This window comes from Peribacillus sp. B-H-3 (assembly GCF_048572925.1).
Lineage (GTDB): Bacteria > Bacillota > Bacilli > Bacillales > DSM-1321 > Peribacillus.
In genome coordinates this window covers 3,999,160-4,021,828 of sequence record NZ_CP183879.1, presented here as the reverse complement: position 1 = coordinate 4,021,828, position 22,669 = coordinate 3,999,160, and the positions used below count along the sequence as shown (strand labels likewise).

25 protein-coding genes and 1 pseudogene are annotated in these 22,669 nt (G+C 39.8%); 19 read left to right on the top strand and 7 right to left on the bottom strand.

Features of this window, described 5'->3' with window-relative positions:
• Positions 1-122: 122 nt before the first annotated feature.
• From ACN6MY_RS20135 to ACN6MY_RS20115, 5 genes are all read left to right on the top strand, one after another.
• Positions 123-1,292, top strand: coding sequence for an ABC transporter substrate-binding protein (locus tag ACN6MY_RS20135; protein WP_419881758.1), 1,170 nt, complete (start codon positions 123-125; stop codon positions 1,290-1,292).
• A gap of 486 nt (positions 1,293-1,778) precedes the next feature.
• Positions 1,779-2,657: a branched-chain amino acid ABC transporter permease gene (locus ACN6MY_RS20130; RefSeq protein WP_071352466.1), complete on the top strand. Its 879-nt coding sequence runs from the start codon at positions 1,779-1,781 to the stop codon at positions 2,655-2,657.
• 13 nt (positions 2,658-2,670) lie between these two features.
• Positions 2,671-3,645: a branched-chain amino acid ABC transporter permease gene (locus ACN6MY_RS20125; RefSeq protein ID WP_419881757.1), complete on the top strand. Its 975-nt coding sequence runs from the start codon at positions 2,671-2,673 to the stop codon at positions 3,643-3,645.
• Positions 3,620-4,399 (top strand): ABC transporter ATP-binding protein, encoded by a 780-nt coding sequence (locus ACN6MY_RS20120; protein WP_419881756.1) that lies wholly within the window; start codon positions 3,620-3,622, stop codon positions 4,397-4,399. Before ACN6MY_RS20125 ends, ACN6MY_RS20120 begins: the two co-directional genes overlap by 26 nt.
• The gene (locus ACN6MY_RS20115; protein ID WP_071352463.1) at positions 4,399-5,106 is read left to right on the top strand and encodes an ABC transporter ATP-binding protein; all 708 of its coding nucleotides are present in this window, start codon (positions 4,399-4,401) and stop codon (positions 5,104-5,106) included. Before ACN6MY_RS20120 ends, ACN6MY_RS20115 begins: the two co-directional genes overlap by 1 nt.
• 84 nt (positions 5,107-5,190) lie before the next feature.
• Here ACN6MY_RS20115 and ACN6MY_RS20110 read toward each other — a convergent pair whose 3' ends face one another.
• Entirely contained in the window at positions 5,191-5,634 is a 444-nt protein-coding gene (locus ACN6MY_RS20110) for a DUF7662 domain-containing protein (RefSeq protein ID WP_419881755.1), read from the bottom strand.
• Positions 5,635-6,037: 403 nt separating this feature from the next.
• On the opposite strand from ACN6MY_RS20110, the gene ACN6MY_RS20105 reads away from it, so the two are divergent.
• On the top strand, positions 6,038-7,303 hold the full coding sequence (locus tag ACN6MY_RS20105; RefSeq protein WP_419881754.1) for a sugar efflux transporter: 1,266 nt from the start codon (positions 6,038-6,040) through the stop codon (positions 7,301-7,303).
• 53 nt (positions 7,304-7,356) lie between these two features.
• Entirely contained in the window at positions 7,357-7,608 is a 252-nt protein-coding gene (locus tag ACN6MY_RS20100) for a hypothetical protein (protein ID WP_419881753.1), read from the top strand.
• Between the two features lie 78 nt (positions 7,609-7,686).
• On the opposite strand, the gene ACN6MY_RS20095 is transcribed toward ACN6MY_RS20100, so the two are convergent.
• On the bottom strand, positions 7,687-7,842 hold the full coding sequence (locus ACN6MY_RS20095; RefSeq protein WP_170846174.1) for a hypothetical protein: 156 nt from the start codon (positions 7,840-7,842) through the stop codon (positions 7,687-7,689).
• A gap of 242 nt (positions 7,843-8,084) precedes the next feature.
• Here ACN6MY_RS20095 and ACN6MY_RS20090 point away from each other — a divergent pair, with 242 nt between their 5' ends.
• From ACN6MY_RS20090 to ACN6MY_RS20070, 5 genes and pseudogenes are all read left to right on the top strand, one after another.
• Entirely contained in the window at positions 8,085-8,792 is a 708-nt protein-coding gene (locus tag ACN6MY_RS20090; RefSeq protein WP_419881752.1) for an MgtC/SapB family protein, read from the top strand.
• A 124-nt stretch (positions 8,793-8,916) separates the two neighbouring features.
• Complete coding sequence (locus ACN6MY_RS20085) at positions 8,917-9,117, top strand: hypothetical protein (protein WP_419881751.1); 201 nt, start codon at positions 8,917-8,919, stop codon at positions 9,115-9,117.
• Between the two features lie 163 nt (positions 9,118-9,280).
• Positions 9,281-10,434, top strand: a pseudogene (locus ACN6MY_RS20080) (processed acidic surface protein).
• Positions 10,434-11,036: a class D sortase gene (locus tag ACN6MY_RS20075; RefSeq protein ID WP_419881750.1), complete on the top strand. Its 603-nt coding sequence runs from the start codon at positions 10,434-10,436 to the stop codon at positions 11,034-11,036. Before ACN6MY_RS20080 ends, ACN6MY_RS20075 begins: the two are co-directional and overlap by 1 nt.
• 903 nt (positions 11,037-11,939) lie before the next feature.
• Positions 11,940-12,758 carry an MBL fold metallo-hydrolase gene (locus ACN6MY_RS20070; RefSeq protein WP_419881749.1) on the top strand — a complete coding sequence of 273 codons (819 nt, stop codon included), beginning with the start codon at positions 11,940-11,942 and terminating at the stop codon, positions 12,756-12,758.
• 226 nt (positions 12,759-12,984) lie between these two features.
• Here the strand turns inward: ACN6MY_RS20070 and ACN6MY_RS20065 are convergent, their stop codons facing one another.
• Positions 12,985-13,749 carry a hypothetical protein gene (locus tag ACN6MY_RS20065; protein WP_419881748.1) on the bottom strand — a complete coding sequence of 255 codons (765 nt, stop codon included), beginning with the start codon at positions 13,747-13,749 and terminating at the stop codon, positions 12,985-12,987.
• Between the two features lie 28 nt (positions 13,750-13,777).
• Positions 13,778-14,263 (bottom strand): Hsp20/alpha crystallin family protein, encoded by a 486-nt coding sequence (locus ACN6MY_RS20060; RefSeq protein ID WP_419881747.1) that lies wholly within the window; start codon positions 14,261-14,263, stop codon positions 13,778-13,780.
• A 109-nt stretch (positions 14,264-14,372) separates the two neighbouring features.
• Here ACN6MY_RS20060 and ACN6MY_RS20055 point away from each other — a divergent pair, with 109 nt between their 5' ends.
• Positions 14,373-14,612: a hypothetical protein gene (locus ACN6MY_RS20055; protein WP_419881746.1), complete on the top strand. Its 240-nt coding sequence runs from the start codon at positions 14,373-14,375 to the stop codon at positions 14,610-14,612.
• A 117-nt stretch (positions 14,613-14,729) separates the two neighbouring features.
• Here the strand turns inward: ACN6MY_RS20055 and ACN6MY_RS20050 are convergent, their stop codons facing one another.
• The gene (locus ACN6MY_RS20050; protein WP_419881745.1) at positions 14,730-14,960 is read right to left on the bottom strand and encodes a phosphatidylinositol alpha-mannosyltransferase; all 231 of its coding nucleotides are present in this window, start codon (positions 14,958-14,960) and stop codon (positions 14,730-14,732) included.
• A 226-nt stretch (positions 14,961-15,186) separates the two neighbouring features.
• On the opposite strand from ACN6MY_RS20050, the gene ACN6MY_RS20045 reads away from it, so the two are divergent.
• On the top strand, positions 15,187-15,642 hold the full coding sequence (locus ACN6MY_RS20045; protein ID WP_419881744.1) for a GNAT family N-acetyltransferase: 456 nt from the start codon (positions 15,187-15,189) through the stop codon (positions 15,640-15,642).
• Between the two features lie 429 nt (positions 15,643-16,071).
• On the opposite strand, the gene ACN6MY_RS20040 is transcribed toward ACN6MY_RS20045, so the two are convergent.
• A complete protein-coding gene (locus ACN6MY_RS20040; RefSeq protein WP_419881743.1) occupies positions 16,072-16,947 on the bottom strand; it encodes a DMT family transporter in 876 nt (291 codons plus the stop codon).
• 406 nt (positions 16,948-17,353) lie between these two features.
• On the opposite strand from ACN6MY_RS20040, the gene ACN6MY_RS20035 reads away from it, so the two are divergent.
• A complete protein-coding gene (locus ACN6MY_RS20035) occupies positions 17,354-17,740 on the top strand; it encodes a hypothetical protein (RefSeq protein WP_419881742.1) in 387 nt (128 codons plus the stop codon).
• A 330-nt stretch (positions 17,741-18,070) separates the two neighbouring features.
• On the top strand, positions 18,071-18,274 hold the full coding sequence (locus ACN6MY_RS20030) for a GrpB family protein (RefSeq protein ID WP_419884235.1): 204 nt from the start codon (positions 18,071-18,073) through the stop codon (positions 18,272-18,274).
• 167 nt (positions 18,275-18,441) lie between these two features.
• Here ACN6MY_RS20030 and ACN6MY_RS20025 read toward each other — a convergent pair whose 3' ends face one another.
• Positions 18,442-19,680: an IS110 family transposase gene (locus ACN6MY_RS20025; protein ID WP_419880509.1), complete on the bottom strand. Its 1,239-nt coding sequence runs from the start codon at positions 19,678-19,680 to the stop codon at positions 18,442-18,444.
• Positions 19,681-20,245: 565 nt separating this feature from the next.
• On the opposite strand from ACN6MY_RS20025, the gene ACN6MY_RS20020 reads away from it, so the two are divergent.
• The 3 genes from ACN6MY_RS20020 to ACN6MY_RS20010 all read left to right on the top strand — a co-directional run bounded on the left by ACN6MY_RS20020 (position 20,246) and on the right by ACN6MY_RS20010 (position 22,642).
• Complete coding sequence (locus ACN6MY_RS20020) at positions 20,246-20,962, top strand: GNAT family N-acetyltransferase (RefSeq protein WP_419881741.1); 717 nt, start codon at positions 20,246-20,248, stop codon at positions 20,960-20,962.
• A 350-nt stretch (positions 20,963-21,312) separates the two neighbouring features.
• A complete protein-coding gene (locus ACN6MY_RS20015) occupies positions 21,313-21,837 on the top strand; it encodes a sigma-70 family RNA polymerase sigma factor (protein WP_419881740.1) in 525 nt (174 codons plus the stop codon).
• The gene (locus ACN6MY_RS20010; protein WP_419881739.1) at positions 21,827-22,642 is read left to right on the top strand and encodes a hypothetical protein; all 816 of its coding nucleotides are present in this window, start codon (positions 21,827-21,829) and stop codon (positions 22,640-22,642) included. The genes ACN6MY_RS20015 and ACN6MY_RS20010 overlap by 11 nt, the downstream gene beginning before the upstream one ends.
• The last annotated feature ends 27 nt before the right edge of the window (positions 22,643-22,669 follow it).

Below are 22,669 nucleotides of genomic sequence, written 5' to 3'. Positions count from 1 at the left end.
AGTATCTAGACGAATTCGTATTTATGAGATAAAATATTTTCAGAATATTATTTTTATTCACGCTATTATGTTTTAACTTTTTTCAGGTAGTACATAGGAACTATTACTAAGGGGGTTTTTAGATGAAAAAGAAAAAGCTTGCAGGAATGGTATTATCATTTTCACTGGCGGCAGGCGTGCTGTCCGGATGCGGAGCTGCCACTACAGGCGGTTCAGGCGGGGGAGATACCATTAAGATTGGCGGAAACCTTGAGCTCTCAGGCGGGGTTGCTTCATACGGCCAATCCGTAAACAAAGGGGTAAAGCTTGCGTTCGAAGAAATTAACAAAAAGAAAATAAACGGCAAAAAGCTGAAGCTGGTCGCAGTGGATAACAAATCAGAAGCTGCAGAAGCAACTAACGGCTCGATCAAACTCGTCAGCCAGGATAAGGTTGCTGCAGTCATTGGCGCTGCTACAAGCACGAACACGCTGGCACAGGTCCAGATTGCAGATACCAATAAAGTACCGCTAATCACACCAACAGGAACAAACCCGGATATTACTTCTAAAGGCGGAAAGGTAAATGATTATGTATTCAGGACATGCTTTATCGATCCATTCCAGGGAACTGTTGCTGCAAACTATGCCATCGATACTCTGAAAGTCAAGACGGCAGCCATTTACATTGACAGTGCAAGTGACTATTCTAAAGGACTTGCTGCTGCATTCAAAAAAGCATTCACGGAAAAAGGCGGCACTATCGTAGGTGAAGAAGCTTACCAGGCGAAGGATACAGATTTCCGTGCCACACTTACACGCCTTAAAGCCAAGAAGCCTGAATTCATCTTCCTTCCAGGCTACTATGAAGAAGTCGGCCTGATTCTGAAGCAGGCCCGCCAGGCTGGAATTGAAGTGCCATTCATGGGCGGAGACGGCTGGGATTCTCCTAAACTTACGGAAATTGCCGGTGCTGATCCTTTGAAAAACACGTTCATCACTAATCACTATTCTGCAGGCGACAAGGACGAAAAGGTTCAAAAATTCGTTTCTGCGTACCACAAAAAATATAACGAGGACCCAGATGCATTCGCAGCGCTTGGCTATGACACAGCATACTTCCTTGCAGATGCCATCAAACGCTCCAAAGATGCCAGCCCTGAAAAAATCAAAAAAGCGCTTGAAGAAACTAAGGATCTTTCCCTTGTATCCGGAAAGCTTACCCTGGACAAAGAACACAACCCAATCAAATCAGCCGTTATCCTGAAATACGTCGACGGCAAACAAACATATGAAACAAAGGTAAACCCATAATATAAAGCGGAAGCGCCTGTTCAGCCTCGACAAGCATAAGGCGCGTAAGAATAGAAGGCGCTCTTTGCCTTCAATTCTTGCGTGACTTATGACCTCGAGAGGCTAGGCGCTGGAGCTGGATTAGGTAAAAAGCGGAAGTGCCTGTTCAGAGGACCAAAGACTAAGAACGCCGCGTCCTGCGGCAACGTCTTTGTGACCCCCATCCTGGGGGCCCCCGTCAAGCATAAGGCGCGCAAGAATAGAAGGCGCTCTTTGCCTTCAATTCTTGCGTGACTTATGACCTCGAGAGGCTAGGCGCTGGAGCTGGATTAAATATAAAGCGGAAGCGCCTGTTCAAAGGAACAAAGACTAGAACGCCGCCGCCTGCGGCAACGTCTTTGCGACCCCCATCCTGGGGGCCCAGTTGCTAATGCTAAATTAAAAGAGGATAGGGGGCATAGTCCCCCTATTCGAAATTTAAACAGAATGGTTGAGGAGAGGCGAACTATGGAACTGATACAGCAGATTATTAACGGTATTTCTCTTGGCAGCATATATGCTCTGATCGCTCTCGGCTACACAATGGTTTATGGAATCGTGAAACTGATTAATTTCGCACATGGAGATGTTTTCATGGTCGGATCGTTTGTCGGTTTTTATTCGATTAAATTTCTGCACTTATCCTTTTTTCCTGCTTTGTTATTAACGATGATTGTATGTGCGGCCTTTGGGGTGATCATTGAAAGAATCGCCTATAAACCGCTGAGGAATGCCACAAGAATTGCTGCTTTAATCACGGCTATCGGCGTTTCCCTATTAATTGAATATGGTGTCATTTATATTCGGGGCGCACAGCCTGAAGCATATCCAAGCAACTTTTTGCCTCAGGATAAAATCAATCTGTTCGGTGTATCTGTAAACAGCCAGTCGATTATGATTTTTGTGGTTTCCGTGGTACTTATGATCATTCTGCAGTTCGTTGTACATAAAACGAAAATCGGTAAAGCAATGCGTGCAGTTTCCTTTGATGCAGAAGCTGCAAAGCTGATGGGGATCAATGTGAACAATACGATTTCTGCCACATTTGCAATCGGCTCAGCACTAGCAGGAGCTGCTGGTGTAATCTTTGGTACATACTACAGCAAGATCGAGCCATTGATGGGCATTCTTCCAGGCTTGAAAGCATTCGTTGCCGCCGTTCTTGGCGGAATCGGGATTATTCCCGGAGCAATGGTCGGCGGGCTTTTGCTTGGGGTAATCGAGTCGCTGGTAAGCGCTGCAGGATATTCTCTATGGAGGGACGGAGTGGCCTTTGTGGTCCTGATTCTGATTTTGATATTCCTTCCTCAGGGCTTATTCGGAAAAAATAAAAGAGAAAAAGTGTAAGGGAGACAAAGCGATGACTAAACTGAAGCAGACAAAAGGTTTTTGGCTCTCAATATTGCTATCGGCTGTATTTTTCGGGGTCGTCCAGATCATGATTAACGGAGGCTCACTTAATCCCTTTTACGTCAATATGCTGGTATTTATGGGAATCAATATTATTTTAGCAGTCAGCCTTCATTTGATCATAGGCATTACCGGACAATTTTCAATTGGACATGCAGGTTTTCTTGCAGTTGGTGCTTACGGATCTGCGGTTATAAGCATGAAGCTTGAAATGCCGTTTTTTGCAGCACTGATTATTGGCGGGCTTGTAGCAGCGCTTGCCGGAATGATCATTGGAATTCCGAGCTTGCGGCTTAAAGGAGATTACCTGGCAATCGCGACACTCGGGTTTGGGGAAATCGTCCGGATTATCTTTTTGAACATTGATTACATTGGCGGAGCAAGCGGCATGCAGGTTGCCCATTACACCACATGGCCATGGGTATTCGGATGTGTGCTTGTGACCATCATCGTGATCCGAAACTTCACGAACTCCACTCATGGCCGGGCCTGTATATCTGTCCGTGAAGATGAAACAGCAGCCGATGCGATGGGGATCAACACAACCTATTATAAGGTTATTGCCTTTGTCATCGGCTCTTTTTTTGCCGGAATTGCCGGCGCATTATGGGCACATAATTTCTATATTATCCAGCCTTCAAACTTTGGATTCCTGAAATCCTTTGATATCCTGATTTTCGTTGTTCTTGGAGGACTTGGCAGCTTGTCAGGTGCAGTGATTGCGGCCATTCTATTGACCATCATTTCCACCTTCCTGCAGGATTACCCGGAAACAAGGATGATCATTTACAGCCTTGTATTGATCATTATGATGCTGTACCGTCCGCAGGGCTTAATGGGTACTAGGGAATTGACTTCATATTTCAAAAAGCGAAAAGACATCGGAGGAGGTCCTAAAGATGGCAAGCAGCAAACCATTGCTTAAGGTAGATCAAGCCGGCATCCGTTTTGGCGGGTTAAAAGCCGTTTCTGATGTGAATGTAGAGCTGTATCCGGGAGAACTGGTTGGCCTGATTGGGCCAAACGGAGCAGGCAAGACCACATTTTTCAATCTGCTGACAGGGGTTTATGTTCCGACAGAAGGAAGCATATCCCTGAATGGTGAAAAGCTGAACAAGCTGCCTCCTTATAAAATTACCAGAAAAGGCATCAGCCGGACCTTCCAGAATATCCGCCTGTTCAGCGAGCTGTCGGTGATCGACAATGTAAAGGTAGCGTATCATTCGCTTGCCAAGCATACCATTGTAAGTTCGATCCTTCGCCTGCCAGGACATTTTGGCGGTGAAAAGGATATGGATGAAAAAGCGCTGGAGTTCCTTAAGATTTTTGATCTTGATCAATATAAGGATGAAAAAGCCAAAAACCTCCCATATGGAAAGCAAAGACGCCTCGAAATTGCGAGGGCCCTTGCAGCCAATCCTAAGCTGCTTTTATTGGACGAGCCGGCAGCCGGTATGAATCCTAAAGAAACAAAAGAGCTGATGGAACTGATTGCGCTAATCCGTGAAAAGTTCAATCTGACGGTTCTGCTGATTGAGCATGATATGCCGCTCGTTATGGGTGTCTGCGAAAGGATTTATGTGCTGGATCACGGACAGCTGATCGCTAACGGCACACCTGAAGAAATCCGGAACAATCCAAAAGTCATCGAAGCGTATCTCGGCGAGGAGGTTTCATAATGCTGAAAGCAGAAAATATTAACGTCTATTACGGAAACATCCAGGCAATCAAGGGAGTTTCCCTGGAAATACATGAAGGTGAAATCGTGACCCTGATTGGTGCGAATGGAGCCGGCAAGAGTACGCTATTGAAGACCATCTCAGGCCTTCTGAAGCCGAAGCAGGGCAAGATCGTATATGAAGGCAATTCGATTGGCGGAAAAGCGGCACAAACCATCGTGAAGCAGGGCATTTCACATGTTCCTGAAGGCCGCCGCGTTTTTGCCAATATGACAGTGGAAGAAAATCTGCAGCTGGGTGCTTACCTGAGGAAGGATAAAAGCGGCATCCGTGAAGACATGGATAAAATATACGAATTATTTCCTCGGCTGCTTGAACGCCTCAAGCAGCAGGCCGGCACATTATCCGGCGGGGAACAGCAGATGCTCGCCATGGGAAGGGCCTTGATGGCCAAACCAAAATTGCTGCTGCTGGATGAACCGTCAATGGGTCTTGCACCACTGCTTGTAAAAACTATTTTCCGGATCATTGAGGAAATCAACGCTGCCGGAACTACAATTCTGCTGGTAGAACAAAATGCCAACCTTGCGTTATCCATTGCAGACCGTGCGTATGTTATGGAAACAGGCCGCATTGTCCTTTCCGGAAATGCCGAAGAATTGACTTCGAGTGAGCAGATTAAAATGGCCTATCTTGGCGGACATTAATTGAAACAGCCAGTGCACATCGAATTCCAATCGATGCGCACTGGCTGTTTTTTATTTATGCCACCGTCAAAAGGAGTTTCCTTATTATTCAGGGGCTGGTTCGTTTCTGATAAAGTCGACACTTTCTCCCAGGATGATTCTGGTTGTTTTCCATCCGGAGTTAAGCCAGGAATACGCATGAGAATGAGTTCCGCTAGATTCATTCGACCACCATGCCCCGTATTTATAGGCGGATTTCGGAAGTTGGAACTGAAGGATATTTTCCAGCTCCTGAAATGATAGTGTTAAAACAGAATAGCATCTTCTTTTTTGTAAAAGGTAGTCATAAAGCTTAATATATTTACCGTGATAAGCTGCATACTCTTTCACAAAGTCTCCGTTTTCTTCAATGGCAATAGCGTTTCCTTCGAATTGCCAGCCCTGCTGTCGGATGAACTTTTTGAACATTTCAAGGAACTCACTCGGAAAAACATCTCCATTACCCGCAAAGATGCTCCCCTGAATGTCAACTCCTTTTTGATTTTTCATGATGCGTTCTCCTTTTTTCATATATTGCTTTTCCTCTATTAACTTTATTTTTTATTCATATTTCTTCTATCGGCACTTCAGTATATATGTAAAGCGAAAAGGAAGAGTTAAGCCTGCAAAAAGGGAATTCTTGAGCACTATGGACTAAACATTTTTCTTCCGTTAGGTAACCATTTGAGGAAGGAGAATGATAAGATTGAAACAAGCATAAGATACAAAAGGATTTGCCAATTGTTTTCTCCTATAATTCCTACTAGTCTAAAGAGACCAAGATATGTTTCACTATCGGTTTTTCCCTTATCAGACGGAATTTAAGCCTTTTTTGCACATGAATACAAGGAAACTATTAATTCCTTGAAGGCTAACTAATTTAAAAATTGCTAAATAGTCAGGAGTGCGGCACATGGTAAATAAGATTACGGGTTTGAGAGATAAATTGCTTTATATTTGGAGGATTCCCGGATTGCCGGTTTTATTTTTGCTAAATATCATTTATGGATTGGGGATGTCTTTTTTTGCCCCTTTTTCTTCCCTATTTGGCATTGATGAAGCAGGGATGAGCAATATTGGATTTGGGATATTTATGACCATAATGGCGGTCGGTGGTGTGGTGATCAGCAGTTATATAGCAAAGAAGTCTGATACAACGCTCAGCCGCCGGAGAATATTGATTTATTCGTCATTAGCCGGAGCGGCCGGCTATATCCTTTTTGCCTATCTGCGTAATTATTTTGCGCTGTGTTTAACAGGATTTTTCGTGCTTGGCAGTGCGGCTGCGACCGTTCCGCAGCTATGGGCATATGCGAGGGATGCCCTGACTGCTGCTAAAGTTCCCAGTGAAGAAACGCCGCTCATCATGAATATTTTCCGGATGTTTTTTGCTTTATCATGGATAGGCGGTCCGGCGCTTGGAGCCTGGCTTGTGATGATGCTGGATTTCAAGGGTTTGTTCTTTTTTGTGGCAGCGTGTTATTTATTGGGTTCACTAACAGCTATTTTTCTATTAAAAGAAATTGCCCGTCAGGAAGTTCCGAATCAAGAAAGCATAAAGGTAAAAAAATATGTCAGCAGACCCCATATACTTGCAAATCTTGCTGCAGCCTTCCTGCTATACTCGGCATCTTCCATACACATGCTGAATGTGCCTCAATTTGTAACAAAGACCTTGCACGGAACGGAAATGCAAGTTGGAATTATATTTAGTGTAGCGCCAATTTTTGAAGTGCCTTTGATGATCATTGTAGGGATGATGGCAACCAAAATGGATAATTCCGTATTAATAAAAGTCGGCTACTTCCTGGCCTTTTTTTATTTTTTGATCTTCGGATTCGTCTCAGAACCCCAGCAGATTTATCCGCTCCAGATTTTAAGCGCAGCCCAAGTATCAATTACAGCAGGAATCGCCATCTCTTATTTTCAGGATTTCATCCCTGAAGCACCGGGTACAGCAACAACGCTTTATATGAATGTCACACAAATTGGCTCTACAGCCGGTTATCTGCTTTTCGGCTTCATTTCATCCCTGATCAGTTATGGACAGCTGATTACCATTTATACCGTTTTTGCCGGAATCGGCTGCTTATTCATCACGGTCTACGGAAAAGAAAGACGAGCAGGTTCAAATAGAAATAAAAAGGCTGCCGAAAGTCCTCCATCATCATACAAATGAAGGATGTTTTGAGGTATAATTGCAGCAAATATGTACGGACAAAGGATGATTGAATGATGAATGATATCAGTGTCAAAAGAACATCGCAAACTCAATTCATATGTGCGACAGACAGTGTTGAATTAAATGCTGAGAGGCTTTTTTCTGTCCAGGAGGTTTGCACCGGGAAAATTGTTGAAGCTATAAACCGGCAATATGAAGGAACGAATATGGGGCTTCCCTTTGAAATAGAAATAGAGAACATTATTGAATTAAGCAAAAGTACACTATTTCTCTATCGAGTGAAGTTTCAGGAAATTATTTAAAGAAAAAAACAGCACTGGTACCACTAAGTGCTGTTTCTTGCAGTGAATGAAAGAGGGGCGCGAAACCCTTTCGTACATTCAGCGTTCTAATATCTTTATGTCGGTAAAGGACTGATTAAATAATTCACTGTTAATGAGGAGTGCGCCAAGAACGTCTCTTTCATCCTCAGCTTTCACAATCTCAGAAAGTATTATGCTGCTGCCATTTTTGACCGTAACTTTATATTCGTTCATATAATCACCTCCTCGGTAAGTATGTAACGCTGATTGAAAAGAATGATAGCATAATACATATATTTTTGGGAAAGTTTTTTGAGAAAATCTTACCCGATTTCTGCTTCAGGCGCACAAACTCATTGTAGTTTCATCACCCCTTTTACATTCATTTCATCACTCTGCAGCACTTATTTTTTTAAGTGAGCATCAATCCTTTTAAAAATAGCTAAAATATAAGATAGAGAAAAAGGGGGAAAAACATGCATACATTAAAGGACGTGCTGCTGCCTTATTTATATAACGATACTGTCATCAAGCTTGGCATTGCGGCAATTGTCGGCATCATTATCGGTTTGGAAAGGGAATTAAAGCAAAAGCCGGCAGGCATCAAAACGACCATGGTTCTGACTGTGGGAAGCTGCCTGCTCACCATTGTGAGCATCCATTCAGCTGCTCTGTACAGCGAACCCTATTCCAAGCCGATGGATCCGCTCAGGCTTGCTGCCCAGATTGTTTCAGGGATCGGGTTCTTGGGAGGAGGCGTCATTCTCCACCGGAACAATGATGTGATATCAGGCATCACGACCGCAGCCATTATCTGGGTGGCTGGGGGCATTGGGATATCGATTGGGGCCGGATTTTATGAAGAAGCAATTGTCGCTCTAATTTTCATTTTGATTGCCGTAGAAATCATCCCGCCTGTACTGAACAAAATTGGGCCTACGCGTTTAAAGGAAAAGAGGGTGAGGGTCAAGCTTGAGGTTCAAAAAGAACAAAATTTGACGGATTTACTGAAAGAACTTAAAAGCAAGAACCTGAAAGTAAGGAAAGTGAAGGTCAAGGAAGAGAGGGAACATGTGGCATTAAGCTGCGTGGTCGTTTCGACTAATGATGTGTACACGACCGACATTTATTATGACATGAAAAGCCTGAAGGGTGTCGATCAGGCAGAAATAGAGAGTTTTTAAATCTTAATTAGACCTTAAAACAGAACAAATGCGGAGATATGTGCTACCATTAATTATACAAATGCTGATTTGTTGGGGATTCCATCATAAACAGGATTTATTTAAATTATATGGGGGAGATAAATTGAGAAAAAGACAATTTTTCATTCATAATGAGGAATTCATTGATATAGATGTAGAAAAGCTCCCGAACGGTAAATATATGAGTAAAGCAATTTCGTGGGATAACGAACGATCATACATGTACGTGAGCAAAGATATCCGGAAATCAATCAATGAAAGTGTGAATGCGCTTTTAAAGGCAAGTGCAGAGGGAAAAGAATAAGCTGGGTAAACGCCGTTCTATTTTGTGAACGGCTTTTTTTTATGTGAAAACAATCGCTCCGCCATATTTAACTCCATCCCCAATTTTAAATTTCAGTACGGCCTACAAAAGGCAGATGTTTATCTAATTAAAAATTACCAAAATAAACCGATTGTGCTTAATTATGCTAGTGTCATATAATCAAAGGCGTATGATAAATCAGAAACGGGGTTACTTAATGAAGAAATTTTCACTGCTATTGCTGGCCATTTTGATCGCGCTGTCTTTCTCGCCAAATCTATCATTTGCCGCACAAGATCAGAATTTTGAGTCAGACCTGAATGCCTATTTAAAAGAATTGTCTGCTGTCCGGGGATTTGATGTGACAAAAGAAGATATCGAAATGTCTCTGTCACAATATGATGAAGAGCTTGCAGATTTTAAAAATATTGCAGAATTGAAGGATTATCAGGGTGAGGCGATTGCCGCTGATTACAGCAATCTCACTGGATTACTGAGCGATTATGACTTAACGATGGATGAGCTGAAATCCCTTTTGAAGGAAAACGGAGAAAGTCTCGATGATTATGTATTTATCAGCGACTTGGATGATGCAGTTTCCTTTTATGGAGATTCTGAAGATGGCCCCGAAATGGACGAGGCATTTTTCAAAGAAATTCTTGCGTCCATGAAGGATGAAATCGGCTTAACAGACGGAGAGCTTCAAAATATTAGCGAGCATTTTGCGGCACTCGATGAGAAGCTGTCTACTCCTGAAGCAACTGCGAAGTTTGAAGATTTTGGAACAAGGATGGAAGAGTTCGCCCAGTTCGAATCATTGGACCAGCTTTCTCCGCAGCAGGTTAAAGAATTCCTTTCCATTTATGATGAAATGTTTTCAATGCTTGAGCTGAAGGCAGATTTCCACCTTGTGAAGGGCGGAAAAGAAACTCCTTTAACTCTTTGGGATTGTTAAATATGGACGAATTGACGAATGCCAATTTAAAAGTGAATATTTATGACCTTTCCGGAAAGCTTTTGGCTGACCTGGTTATCACCGGTGATATGGTAGATTCAAAAAAAGTAAAGGATATCGGGAAAGATGTCTCAACAGCAGCCGTTAAAGTAAAAGAAGCTGTGAAGGCAGAGCCTAAGAAGGCAGAGTCTAAGAAAACAGCTTCTAAGAAAGCGAAGAAGCTAAAATCGGCTGTCATGCATACCGAAAAAGGCGGAAAACTGCCTAAAACAGCTGGAAACTATGTTTCTAACATAATCCTTGGATTAGCCATGATTCTATCTGGCTTCATGCTTTACAGAACATACAGAAGGTCTGCTTGATGAAAAAGAAAGGACTCCTGATTGCTGCGCTGCTGCTGATTGTGTTAGGGATTGCTTTTACCTCAACCAATGCTTATACGTTTGCAAAAGGATATTTTCTATACAAGCTGGACAGCAAGGATGAGCCTGTGAGTAAGCCGTCAGCGGCACCTGCAGCTTCCGTGAAACAGGATGCACCCCCAGAGCTTTACCCCGTGCGGCCGAAGCAAGGGGAAGAGATGGGCACACTGTACATTCCTAAGCTGAAGGCAAGCCTGCCAATTTACCACGGAACTGACGAGGATGAACTGAAGAAGGGAGTCGGGCATTACGCGAAAAGTGTCCTTCCCGGCGAAAACGACAATTCAGTGCTCTCCGGCCACCGCGATACCGTTTTCCGCAGACTTGGCGAAGTGGGTGTCGGCGATTTATTAACTGTAAAAACCTCTGCCGGCAAGTTCACCTATAAGGTGCGGAAGGTGAGAATTGTAGATAAAAATGACCGGACCGTAATTGTGCCAAAGCCCAGGGCCACACTGACAGTCAGCACCTGCTACCCATTTTCTTATATAGGATCAGCGCCGCAGCGTTATATTTTGATTGCTTATCTGTTGCATAATTGATGCACCTCAAATTTTGAGGTGTTTTTTTGCGGTTAGGAGCGGGGGAGAAGGTTGGCTCTAATCATGGGGGATTTGGCTCTAATTACGTGTAATTTCGCTCTAATCGAGAGGGATTTTGATTTATTATCCAGATAAATGGAAATTCACTATTGGGAAAGGAATCGTTTTTAAGAGAGTTGACCCTCTTAGAGAGTGTTTTACAAGAAAAGAGTATCTAATGTTTAGCCCGATAATAAAAAAGTTCCAGATTCTTAAGGAGTTTAAGAGGAAGTGAGTCATTTATGGTGAAACACAGTGATAGAGGAGGATTTTCTTAAGATAGAATGCTCGTTCAAGAGTGTTTTACCAGAAGAGAGTATCAAATCTTGTCCCTGTTAATAAAGAGGCTGAAGCTCCTTAAGGAATTTAAGATCAAAGCGAGTCATTTTTGGTGAAACACAGTGATAGAGGAGGAATTTTTGAAGATAGAATACCCGTTCAATAGTGTTTTACCAAAAGAGGGTATCAAATCTTTAGCATGTTGAAAAATGCTCAATTTTGTGTGTTTCGGCATTTGGCTCGAATCATGCCGGATTTGGCTCTAATGGATTAGGATTTCGCTCTAATCAGGGGACATTTCGCTTGAATGAGAGGCGCTTTGGACATCCATAATTCTGGAAACAAAAGAGCTGATTTTCAGGAGGAGTTTCATAATCCCCATCTTCCGTTGCTGCCTGCTTGTCCGGTAAGTCATCCTTTGCCGCCTGTTTCAGTTTTTCTCTCAACATATTTTTCTCTTTAATTTTAGTAATAGGCGGATGGCTTATTTATTGTATACTCAAGATATGGTAAATTAAGCAATTATTTTGAATTTATCTGTTAATAGATTTAGTCAATCAATTATTAAGAGGGGTGTAAAAAACGATGCCATATTCTATTTGTACAACATGCGGTGTTCAATACCTTCAAAATCTGGGAGAAATTAAAAGCTGTCTGATTTGTAATGAAGAGAGACAATACATAAATCCTGCGGGACAGTCTTGGACAACATTAGAAGCTATGCGTGAGGTATATTCAAACAACATTTTGCATGAAGAGGAACATTTATATAGTATAACAACAAAACCCGAATTTGCGATTGGTCAAACAGCCTACCTTATTCAAAATCAACGTTTTAATGTGCTATGGGATTGTATTACATATTTAGATGAAAAGACCATCGAAAAAATTAATGGTTTGGGTGGAATTCAAGCAATTGCCCTATCTCATCCGCATTATTATTCTGCACAAGTTGAATGGGCTGAGACATTCAATGCACCTATATACATCCATGAAGACGATAAGGAATGGGTAACACGCCCAAGTAACAAAATAATTTTTTGGTCAGGTGAGTCTTTGGAATTAACAAATGGTATTACTATAAATCGTCTTGGAGGCCATTTTAAAGGAGGAACTGTTTTACACTGGGAAGGAGGAAACCATAAAAAGGGTATTCTGCTAACAGGTGATGTTATTCAAGTGGCCGCCGACCGCCAGTGGGTGAGTTTCATGTACAGTTATCCTAATCTGATTCCACTCCCTGCCAGTAAAGTAAGAGAGATGGCGGATAAAGTAAAGGGGCTGCCATTCAACCGTATTTATAATGCTTTTCACCGAGTCGTGTCAGAGCATGCGGACCTTGCTGTTCAGAAGTCAGCAGATCGTTACATAAAAGCACTGCAGGGAACGCTTTTTAATACATAATGTTCAATGCCTGTACACATCATTAAAAAAATAAATAGATAAGTTTGGGGCATGATATATAAACATGCTCTTTCTTTAGGAGTGAATCATTTTTTGACTTTGGCCATGTTATAACTGCCCCTCGAATCCGGGAATTTCTCCGCCTGTCTTCAAAATCTGCCACCACTAAACTTATTAAACATTGAATGTGCCCTCAACCTGAACAACAAAAGATCGTATATACCATCTAACTCGACTCATCATCAATAGAAACCTCTGAATAAAACTCTTCCTCAACTTTCATCTCTGCATTTTCCGGTGTCACCTGCTTGTCCGGCAAGTCATCCTTTGCTGCCTGAAGCTCAGCCATATCGTCCTTCATTTGCTGTGTGAGCGCTTCAGGAACCACTCCAGTGCCATAGGTTGCCCCGATATTTAGTGCTCCGCTTAATTCCTTGATGCCAAGCTGGGCAAAGTTATTGTTTTGCTCGTATTTATCGAGGTAAAACTTTTCAATGTTAATCTCTTTGACGATTACCTGCTGTTTATCTTTTTCGGGAGCCTGCTTTTTATAATCTGCCAGTTCCCCGCACATCTCATCAAGGCGGGAAAGGATTTCTAGCTGGGTGCCGTGCATCTGTATCATTTTCTCTTCCATGGCAAAAATTCGCTCATCCATTTCATTCAGATATTCATCATAATTCCTTGAGGCTTGTTCCATTTTTACCCGCTGCTCGATCGCATTCAGTTTACTGGCCCATTCCCGGGGTGATTGTTCAAGGCGCTGAAGTCTCTTGTTCATTTCCTGAAATGCCCGGTCCCCACTGCCAATTATGCCGCCTGTTTCAGTCTTCTTCTCAGCAGGCTTTTTTGCTCCCATCAGCAGGGGAGATACCCTGTTTTCCAGCTTTAATAACCGGTCTACATGGACTTCGAGGGTATTGATTCTCCGTATTTGTGTTTCGAAATCTGGTGTGTCTTCTCCGTTCTTTTTTTGGCTGAATAAGGGCATGTTTCATCCTCGCTTTCTGTTCCGGAGCTTACTCAATATTGACCCGCTCTTCCTCCATATATTGTCTGTTATATGTTAAACGAAGAAGTCCGTGTTCGAATTTAGCAGTGATTTGGTTCGATTCAGCAGGCTCGGGCAAGTCGATGATCCTCCGGAATTCATCCTGCGTTCTTTCCTTTAAAAAGGCCTGGCCGGCAATCATTGAATTCATGCTTCCTCTCAGCAAAAGCCTTGCCCCGGAAACAGATACCTGAATATTCTCCTTCGTGTACCCCGCAAGATCGGCAAGGATAATAACTTCCGTGTCTGTCACATAAATATCAACGGCTGGAAAATCACTGCGCGGCATGGGTGCTGCACCCCCATCAGGCGCGGGACCCTGCGGGGAACTCATGTCCATATTTTCCTTCATAAATTGGTTAAAGGAGGTCTGTTCAAAAACACCATTCCAAAAATCCGTCGTCTGGTATTTCTGGGCGAGCTCCATCCATTGCATCAGCTTATTAAAGTCCATGCTGCCGCCTCCTTGCCTAGCCACTCTAGGGGCTTATAGGCTTTAAGCCCTTTTATTGCGTGATAAAAATCAAATCCCTGAATATAAATTGAAAAAAGGGGGGACTACCGTGACAGGTGCTTCTATTAATATTAATATTTTTTTATTGAAAATTAATTCCTTTGAAAATGCTTCAGCGGTCAACATCGGACAAAATTTATTGGCAGACTGGAACAATGCCGATAAAAAAACACAGGGATTCGGCCAAAACTTCGGAGACGACAGCGGATTTATCGGCACAAGAAGCGCAGTCGATGACAGAGACCTCATTGACAGTCCATCATCTTTTCAAAAAATTCCGCTTCCTTGAATTAATTACATAAAATTCGGCATTAACCTGGCTGCAAAGAGATTAGTTCAAACAAAAACACTCCCTAAAACAGGGAGTGTTAAACCTGATAATATCCTAAAGCATCATAAAATAAATTCAATAAAATCGGTTGGTGTATCCTTCATTTAATTCCTTTTCTACTTGATCAGCAGTAACATTTGGGATTTTTGAGTGAGCTACCAGCATTTTAGGAACTGACGGGAGTTCTTCTTTCGCTAACCATGAATCAGATTTCCACAGCTGAGATCGTATAATTGCATTAGCACAGTGGGCAGAGCATTCTTTTACTTCCACCAAAACTCCAAATAAAGGATATTTTCCATTCACTGTGCATCTTTCAAGAAGCTCAGGGTCACGGCAAATATAAGCTTTACCATTTATCCGTAATGTTTCTCCTAATCCGGGAATTAAAAAAAGAAATGGAATTTAATTCCAAACAAGGAAACGTATGATACACTTAGATTATCTAAGTTTACTGTGTAAAAGTTATTTCTTTAATCAACTAACGAGGCAGTATAGTTCAACAAGAATTACTTAATTGAAGGGGACAAAAATGGAGAAGTATGTGGTAAAGCATATAAATAATTTGTTGAATTTTAATTTGGATAGTTTAGTCAAGCAAAGCAAAGAAGATGGGTTTCGTTTTGTAGAAAGATTAATAAATGATTATAAAATTGGGAGTAATACTTTTAACCATTTTGGCGAAGGTTTATTTGGTGTGTTTAATGAAGAAGGTGTAATTGTTGCTATTGGTGGATTAAATAAAGACCCATTTTCCAATGAACAATATATTGGTAGGTTAAGAAGGTTTTATGTCGATAAAGAGTATAGAAGAAACGGTGTAGGAAGCCTTTTGGTCAAAAAGATAATTGAAGAAGCAAAAAGATATTATAAAATTTTGGTGCTTCATACAGATACCGAACAAGCTGATAAATTTTATTCCTCTATCGGATTTACAAAAGGGAATCTTTATCCACATTCAAGTCACTTTATGGAGTTTAAAAGTTAAAGTGTTAATCAACAAAAAGGGGCGTTAGTTTAATAAGACAATAAAGCCAATAGAACTTCCAAGTTTATGGGGGTTCTATTTTTCTTAAATATTAACAAATAGATAAGTTTATTGGATTTATTAAGACATTAAATGAGAAGTAAAATCAGGAAATATCAATTATCTAATTCACTAAAGGTGACTTTAGTGAAATTAGATATTAGTTATTCAATTAAAGAACGTATTTCCAGAGTATGGATCTGTGCTTTTTTGCATTAAAGGGCCAGATTGTTGAACATCACTTTTAAAGAAAAATTGGTAAGAAGGAAGAAACTGTGAAGATTTTCACTTAAACTAACAGGGCAGTTTAGTTTAATAAGCCGAATTTATGATTAATGCTGTTAAACAAGCAAAACCCCCTTCAAATACAATTTGAAGGGGTTCTAAATACTATTTTTTCTCGTTGATAACGAATAAAACACCTGTGAGAATTAGGATAGAGCCGATCCAAAACGTTAAACCTATGTTCTCTCCTAGTATAAGCCATCCAAGTAATGTTCCAACCACGGGTTGAAAAAAGAAAAATATTCCTCCACTTGAGGCGTTAAGCATTTGTAATCCACGATTCCAAAGTAGAAATCCACCTGCTGTTGAAACAATACCCAAATACAAGAGTCCACTCCAAATGGTCGGGTGAGTCAGTTGAGAGATATTAATTTCGTGTAACCTTGGCAAAACAAAAGGAGTCAGCACAATTAATGCTACCAAGATAGAATAAGTGGTTACTACAATTTGTGAGTAATCACTAGGCAAAAGCTTTACAAGTACAGACATGAGTGCCCAGGTTAAAGCTGCAATAAGAAGTGCAATACCTCCAAGTGTACCGGACATATTCACATCGCCAATTCCAACAATGAGAAATACTCCAATTGTCGCTAAACAAACGGAGATTCCCTTTCTTAACGTCATCCGTTCTTTAAGGATTAAGCGAGCAAAAATAACCATAAATGCTGGTGTTGAAGAAGTTATAATGGCTCCCATTTGTGCTGTGGATAGCATAGTACCAGTTTCCTGAGCAACGATTGAAATGGCATTACCAATGATTCCAATGGCTATGATAATTAAGAAATAACGTTTTTCGATTCGCCATTTTTGTTTTGTTATAAAGCCGATAATGAGAAGTGCAACAATAGCTACTACATATCGCATCCACACAAGTTCCAGTGGAGGTATGACCGATACTACAACTTTAACAACAACGTACATTCCGCCCCAAATACTTGAAGCTAGTATTAAATATAAAGAACCTATTAAGGTATTTTTCATTTTTTGTACCCTCCGTTTTTTTGATTAGGTCGACAATGCCCCTAACGGAGAGATGTAGTCACCTTCACTCCACTAAGAGCAGAAGTGTGCTACTGGTACATCGTTTTCAAATAATGGAGTCCAATACATTTTGATTCACCTCTTAGATTACAATTATCTATGTTTTATTATAGCAAACAATATTAAGCCAGTGTTTTAGAGATTCTTAAGAATTTATGATACTCAGAGAGATTGTGAAAAAGTGTACTTAAAGTAACGGGTGAGTTAGTTGAACAAAGATTTGGCTGCTATGGCAGCCTTTTTTATTACTCCAACAGTCTTTATTTTGAATAAGAGAAGGACTGTATGAACCATAAATAGAATATAAGTAGCAAAATTGCTCTGTGATATTAGGAGGAATGGTTTCTTGAGAAGCATTCTTTTGTACACTTGTTTAGTTGTTTTAATAGCAAGTCTAATGTCTTGTCAAAAAAAAGAAGGCGAAATGCTTTTTGGGGAAATCTATCCCGCTAACTATATAACAAAAATTGAAATTAAAGAAAAAAACGGTAAACGTAAAGAAATAACCAGGCTTGAAGATATCAACAAATGGATAGAAAGGGCTGAAAAAATAAAGTTTATCCGTGACCAGAATCAAGAAGAAAGAGAGCTGCTTTTAACATACGAAGGTTGCTTAGTCAAAGCTTACCGAAACGAAAAAGAAGTTGGTGACTTTATACTGTTAAAATTAAATGGTGTGTACTACAAGAGAAATGTAAAATTTGATAAACAAGTAGAATCCTTATGTGAATAACCTTTCACTATGCAGCAAACAGGTCAGTTAGTTTTAAGAAGGAATGGCTCCTTAGAAAGCTTTCGCCAACTTGGCAGTATAGCTGAATAATATGGTAAAATTAACCATTAAGTATATCCTATGGGGGGGTAATATGGAACATGTCAGTTTTTTTGAATATAGGCATGTTTATGAAAAGGCTGAGAAAGCTTTCTTAGTACACAGGCACGTGTTTCTCCAGAACAATTCCTAAAGGCAGTTCAGACACTTACAGCAGTTTATGAGCTTAATGAAGGCAGTGGAAAAACAGACTGGTTCAGAGCATTTAAAGACGATTCAACAGTCCCCCCTATTGGAGTTCAATTAACTATCATAGATTCGGAATATGATTTCTTTTGGAAATTTCGAGATGTTTTATTATTAAATGATGCTTACAGGGGAGAATATGATGAGTTAAAAAGAAAGTTTGACGGAAGAAAAATGGATGATTATAGGCAGGCTAAAAACGAATTTTTTCAAAAAATAATGAACTCTTCTGAATTTAATAACTTTTAAACGTAAGATTGTGAATAACTGTACTTAAGCTAAACCAGCTAATAGTTTGTCAACATTTTTCAATAAAAAGTTTAATAACCTCATGATATACTAAAAATGTTCATGCCAAATAACCTTCCTTTATGCTCTTATTGGAAGGTTTTGACGTATTTAGTTAGAGATAGGTTTTAAAACATATCTTGGAAAGTGGATCTACTTTTTAATAATGCGTAAATCCAATGTAAGAGCTTATTTGCACAGGCAATGATTGCTACTCTGAAGGGTTTTCCTTCTTCTCGTTTCTTGTCGTAAAACTCTCGTAGTCTTCTATTCCGTGGAATGATTTCATCAGTCGTTTTCTTTTTACGGGCATCCCGAATACCACTTTGAACAGCCATATACAGGGCATGGCGAAGTCTACATGAGCCACGTTTGGTAATTCGATTTACGGATGCAGTAAACTTTCCAGAAGAGTACACACTAGGATCTATTCCAGCGAATGCAACTAACTTCTTGGCATCATTAAACCGATCTATCTCTCCGATTTCAGAAATAATCGTTCCAGCGATTTTTTCTCCAATACCAGGGATAGATTGTAGGATCTCATATTCTTCAATTCCCTTAGCGAGAGCATCTATTTCATCCGCAATCTTGGATAGATGCTCTTGGTATTGAAGAACAATCTTAACTAAGATCTCAAGGTTAAAGATATGACTTTGGTAGAGATTGTCTTGAAAAGGATTACGAAGGGCTGCTTCTCGCAACTTCTGTGCCTTTTCCTTTGCCCAAGACTCCGAACGACTTGTACATAATGAAGCTATTTTATCCGTTAACTCTTTATCACTCACACTTAATACTGCCTTTGAAGTAGGGAATGCTAGTAAAGTAAGCAACGATACCTTTGAATAGAGGCTTCCAAACACCCCTCGATACTCAGGAAATACCTGATCGATCAGAGAATGCAGCTGTAACTTTGTTTTCGCTGATATTTCTGCAATACTCTCTTGTTGTCTTGTTAGATTACGAAGGTTTAAGAGTTGAATTCCACGCTTCTTGTAAGGCTCTAACTCCTCTTTGTAATACAGTTCACAAAGGTGATAAGCATCAATTGCATCTGTTTTCACCTTTCGTAGGCTTGAGCTCTTAGCTCTGTGTGAGATAAGAGGATTAACAATAATAAAAACATATTTTTGTTCCTCTAAAAACTGAATAACGGGAGTATGGTAGTGCCCAGTTGATTCTAAAACAACCGAAGGTTGATAACCGCCAGCTGCTCTCTCCACCTCATGAAGGAATTCTAATAAACTCCCTAAACCTTCAAGATCGTGTTTAATACTAAAGCTCTTACGATATGGTTTACCCTTATCTAAAAATGCCTGTACCTGACTTTCTCCTTTTGATACGTCCAGACCAATGACTGGATTCATACTTTATCTCCTCCTAGAAATACAATATTAGTCGGTATCCCCTAAGGCTTCTTGTAATGTCATAGGTTCGCTTGTTAAACGGGATCGTTGTCCCAACCAGCCTGAAACATGCTTATACAAGTAGGGGGTGAACAGTTTAGCTGACGGGATTAAATCCCACGGGTGCGACGTTCTACCCCGACTACCGTTATATTAAGACCATATGAAAAAAGGTCAACCAGAAAAATCTGGCTAACCTTATATTACGAACGGGTGCGATAGAAGAAGAACAATTAATCGATCCTAAGCATGAGGCCATATCAGGTTATTCCGTTAAAGGGCGCATTTGCTGGGTAAAGACTTTGCGTCAAACGGGCCAGATTTCCGGATAAAATAGTGTTTCTAAATCGGTGCCTTCGATATTATCTGATTAAGAATGGGGGATTGAAAATGAAATTTAAAGTTTACGATAATGCTCATGATTTTGAGAAAGATAGAGCCGATTTTATTGGAAAAGGAAGATATATTCAGTCTGTTTTTTGGTGTGCTACAAGCGATTAAAGCTGGTAATTATGAGAATCCATTTATGGCGACAATTGAAGAGGACGGAAAAATATTAGCCCTTTTTCAAATGACTCCCCCGCATCCGTTAAATCTAATTTTTGTCGATGAAATCCGTTTAGAAGAAATAATAGAGTTCTTCATAAAAAATATGCTCGAACATGACATTAACTTTCGTTCGATTATCAGTTTGAAACCGTGGGCATACAAAGTCGCGAAGAAGTGGGAAATTAAAACCGATATGACTCATCGACTACTTATGGATCAGGGATTGTATCGATTAAATAAGGTAAATGAAACGCTTGAACATAGTCCTGGTAATTGGCGCTATGCAGAAGAAAATGATTCTTCACGTATCGAAAAGTGGTTCAACTTATTCGAAATTGATACCGGAATGCCGATTTCACCAATCGAACACGTGAAAAAACGTGTCGCAATGTTTTTAAAGGAACGTGAGGTTTTTCTTTGGGAGGATAAAGGAAAGATTGTATCTATGATGAAGAAGTCACGTCCGACAAAGAACGGTGTAACCGTTACTTTGGTATTTACGCCAAAGGAAAAGCGCAAAAATGGATATGCTAGGGCGCTTGTTGCGGCGGTTTCAAGAGAACTACTCAAAGATTTCGATTTTTGCGTACTATACACAGATTTGATGAATCCTACATCAAATAAGATTTATAGGGAAATTGGCTATGAAAGGATTGCAGATTCTGTTCATTTAGATTTTGATAAAGGCGAATAATTTTGTTTCAATAACTATTCAAATTTATAGCGGATTTTCAAATATCAGGCGCAATTCCAGAATGAGAATTGCGCTCTTTCTTAATGTATAGGGCCATTTAATGGAGGAAAAATATCAAGAAAAAATGAATACTTATGACAGTGATAGTATGGTATTTGTGAAAGATTGTACCTAATCTCTCTGAGATAGATTCTAAATTTTATTAATACTCACTATGGGAGCAGATTTCTTTCATTAACAATAAAATTAACTACGCTATAAGTTCGTTGAGGATTTTATAGCTTTTTATTTTTAAAATGAAACTGATTAACTTACAGCTTTGTCTAAGATTATAGAGAGGAGGTTATCTTTTGACTGTTGATGAGAAGGAGCGTCACTTAAATGAAGCAATGGAACAACATGGTGATTATTTAAAACGCTTAATTTTTACATATGTAAAAGATATTCAGAAAACAGAGGATATCGTACAAGATGTTTTTATTAAATATTACAAAAATCTTGAACATTTTGAGGGTCGTTCTACTATTAAAACTTATTTATATCGTATTGCAGTAAATGAGTGTCAAAATTATTTGAAAAGCTGGCATTATAGAAAGTTAGTAGTTACAGATAGGATTAAAATATGGAAAAATCCCGGTTCAGTTGAAGGGGAATGCATACAAAAGGAACAAACTCAAAATATTGCAGTATTAGTTAGTAGCCTACCTGTTAAATATCGAGAAGTCATATGGTTGTATTACTATGTGGAATTATCTGTAATGGAAATCGCCGATGTTTTAAACTGTTCAGTTAATACGGTAAAAACACGATTAGCGAGGGGAAGAAAATTAGCGAAAATAACGATTGAGGAGGGTGAGGGAGAGTATGAATTTTAAAAATGAACTAGAAAAATCTATTCCGGCAAATATGAAATTAACTGAAAAAGAAAAGGAAATGATTCGATATCGTGTACGTCAATCTCCTACATCCAGATTTCATATGCACTCGTTATTTGTTTCTGTTCTCGCAATTATAATAGCAGTATTTTTAGTGTTACCGAGTATTCAAACGAAAAAACAAGAAGAAAATCCCACAAGTCAAATGAACATTTATGATAAAAATCAAATACCTAATCCATTTACAGAAGAACAGAAACAACAATACTATAAACAGTATTTAAAGATCGTAGATCAAGCGATGAAACTGAAAACGGGGATAGAAATTGGTGTGCAACCAATTAAGGAGTTTAAAGAATCAGAGTGGGTTGCACCAAAAGAATATGAAAAAATGGTTCAAAATATGATCCACCAACACTTGGCAACGGAACGTGAAGAAATAGCTGAGATGTCTTCTTCTCTTAAACCAGCAGTGACTAATATAAATGGAGAAACGACTAAATCAACATATTTATACTTTCCCGATATTTTAAGAAAAATTGAAGTTACAGCTAAATTTGATACACAATATAGTTCAGAACTTGACCGTCAAGTATTTGTATCAGTAGACAATGTTTTAACACAATTAGCCAGTTCGACTGGTAATACTGGTAAGTGGAAGCAGACCTCCGTTCGAACAACTTTGGTAGACGGTGGAAAAAAATTTAGTATTCAGATTGAAGGGATTTTCACACTCAACAATTTATCATTCGAAAAAGTATTTACTATTGAATTTAATTGCAACAAATATGGCAATATATATTAATGCTTTTCAATAATTAAGTATTCATTT

Excerpts from the sequence above, each read along its gene's own strand:
- ACN6MY_RS20045 (WP_419881744.1), top strand. The coding sequence starts at position 15,187 with ATGGAGAAGTATGTGGTAAAGCATATAAATAATTTGTTGAATTTTAAT.
- ACN6MY_RS20060 (WP_419881747.1), bottom strand. The coding sequence starts at position 14,263 with ATGGACTTTAATAAGCTGATGCAATGGATGGAGCTCGCCCAGAAATAC.
- ACN6MY_RS20105 (WP_419881754.1), top strand. The coding sequence starts at position 6,038 with ATGGTAAATAAGATTACGGGTTTGAGAGATAAATTGCTTTATATTTGG.
- ACN6MY_RS20040 (WP_419881743.1), bottom strand. The coding sequence starts at position 16,947 with ATGAAAAATACCTTAATAGGTTCTTTATATTTAATACTAGCTTCAAGT.
- ACN6MY_RS20070 (WP_419881749.1), top strand. The coding sequence starts at position 11,940 with ATGCCATATTCTATTTGTACAACATGCGGTGTTCAATACCTTCAAAAT.
- ACN6MY_RS20090 (WP_419881752.1), top strand. The coding sequence starts at position 8,085 with ATGCATACATTAAAGGACGTGCTGCTGCCTTATTTATATAACGATACT.
- ACN6MY_RS20025 (WP_419880509.1), bottom strand. The coding sequence starts at position 19,680 with ATGAATCCAGTCATTGGTCTGGACGTATCAAAAGGAGAAAGTCAGGTA.
- ACN6MY_RS20010 (WP_419881739.1), top strand. The coding sequence starts at position 21,827 with ATGAATTTTAAAAATGAACTAGAAAAATCTATTCCGGCAAATATGAAA.
- ACN6MY_RS20020 (WP_419881741.1), top strand. The coding sequence starts at position 20,246 with ATGGCGACAATTGAAGAGGACGGAAAAATATTAGCCCTTTTTCAAATG.
- ACN6MY_RS20130 (WP_071352466.1), top strand. The coding sequence starts at position 1,779 with ATGGAACTGATACAGCAGATTATTAACGGTATTTCTCTTGGCAGCATA.
- ACN6MY_RS20135 (WP_419881758.1), top strand. The coding sequence starts at position 123 with ATGAAAAAGAAAAAGCTTGCAGGAATGGTATTATCATTTTCACTGGCG.
- ACN6MY_RS20125 (WP_419881757.1), top strand. The coding sequence starts at position 2,671 with ATGACTAAACTGAAGCAGACAAAAGGTTTTTGGCTCTCAATATTGCTA.
- ACN6MY_RS20095 (WP_170846174.1), bottom strand. The coding sequence starts at position 7,842 with ATGAACGAATATAAAGTTACGGTCAAAAATGGCAGCAGCATAATACTT.
- ACN6MY_RS20075 (WP_419881750.1), top strand. The coding sequence starts at position 10,434 with ATGAAAAAGAAAGGACTCCTGATTGCTGCGCTGCTGCTGATTGTGTTA.
- ACN6MY_RS20115 (WP_071352463.1), top strand. The coding sequence starts at position 4,399 with ATGCTGAAAGCAGAAAATATTAACGTCTATTACGGAAACATCCAGGCA.
- ACN6MY_RS20110 (WP_419881755.1), bottom strand. The coding sequence starts at position 5,634 with ATGAAAAATCAAAAAGGAGTTGACATTCAGGGGAGCATCTTTGCGGGT.
- ACN6MY_RS20065 (WP_419881748.1), bottom strand. The coding sequence starts at position 13,749 with ATGCCCTTATTCAGCCAAAAAAAGAACGGAGAAGACACACCAGATTTC.
- ACN6MY_RS20120 (WP_419881756.1), top strand. The coding sequence starts at position 3,620 with ATGGCAAGCAGCAAACCATTGCTTAAGGTAGATCAAGCCGGCATCCGT.
- ACN6MY_RS20100 (WP_419881753.1), top strand. The coding sequence starts at position 7,357 with ATGATGAATGATATCAGTGTCAAAAGAACATCGCAAACTCAATTCATA.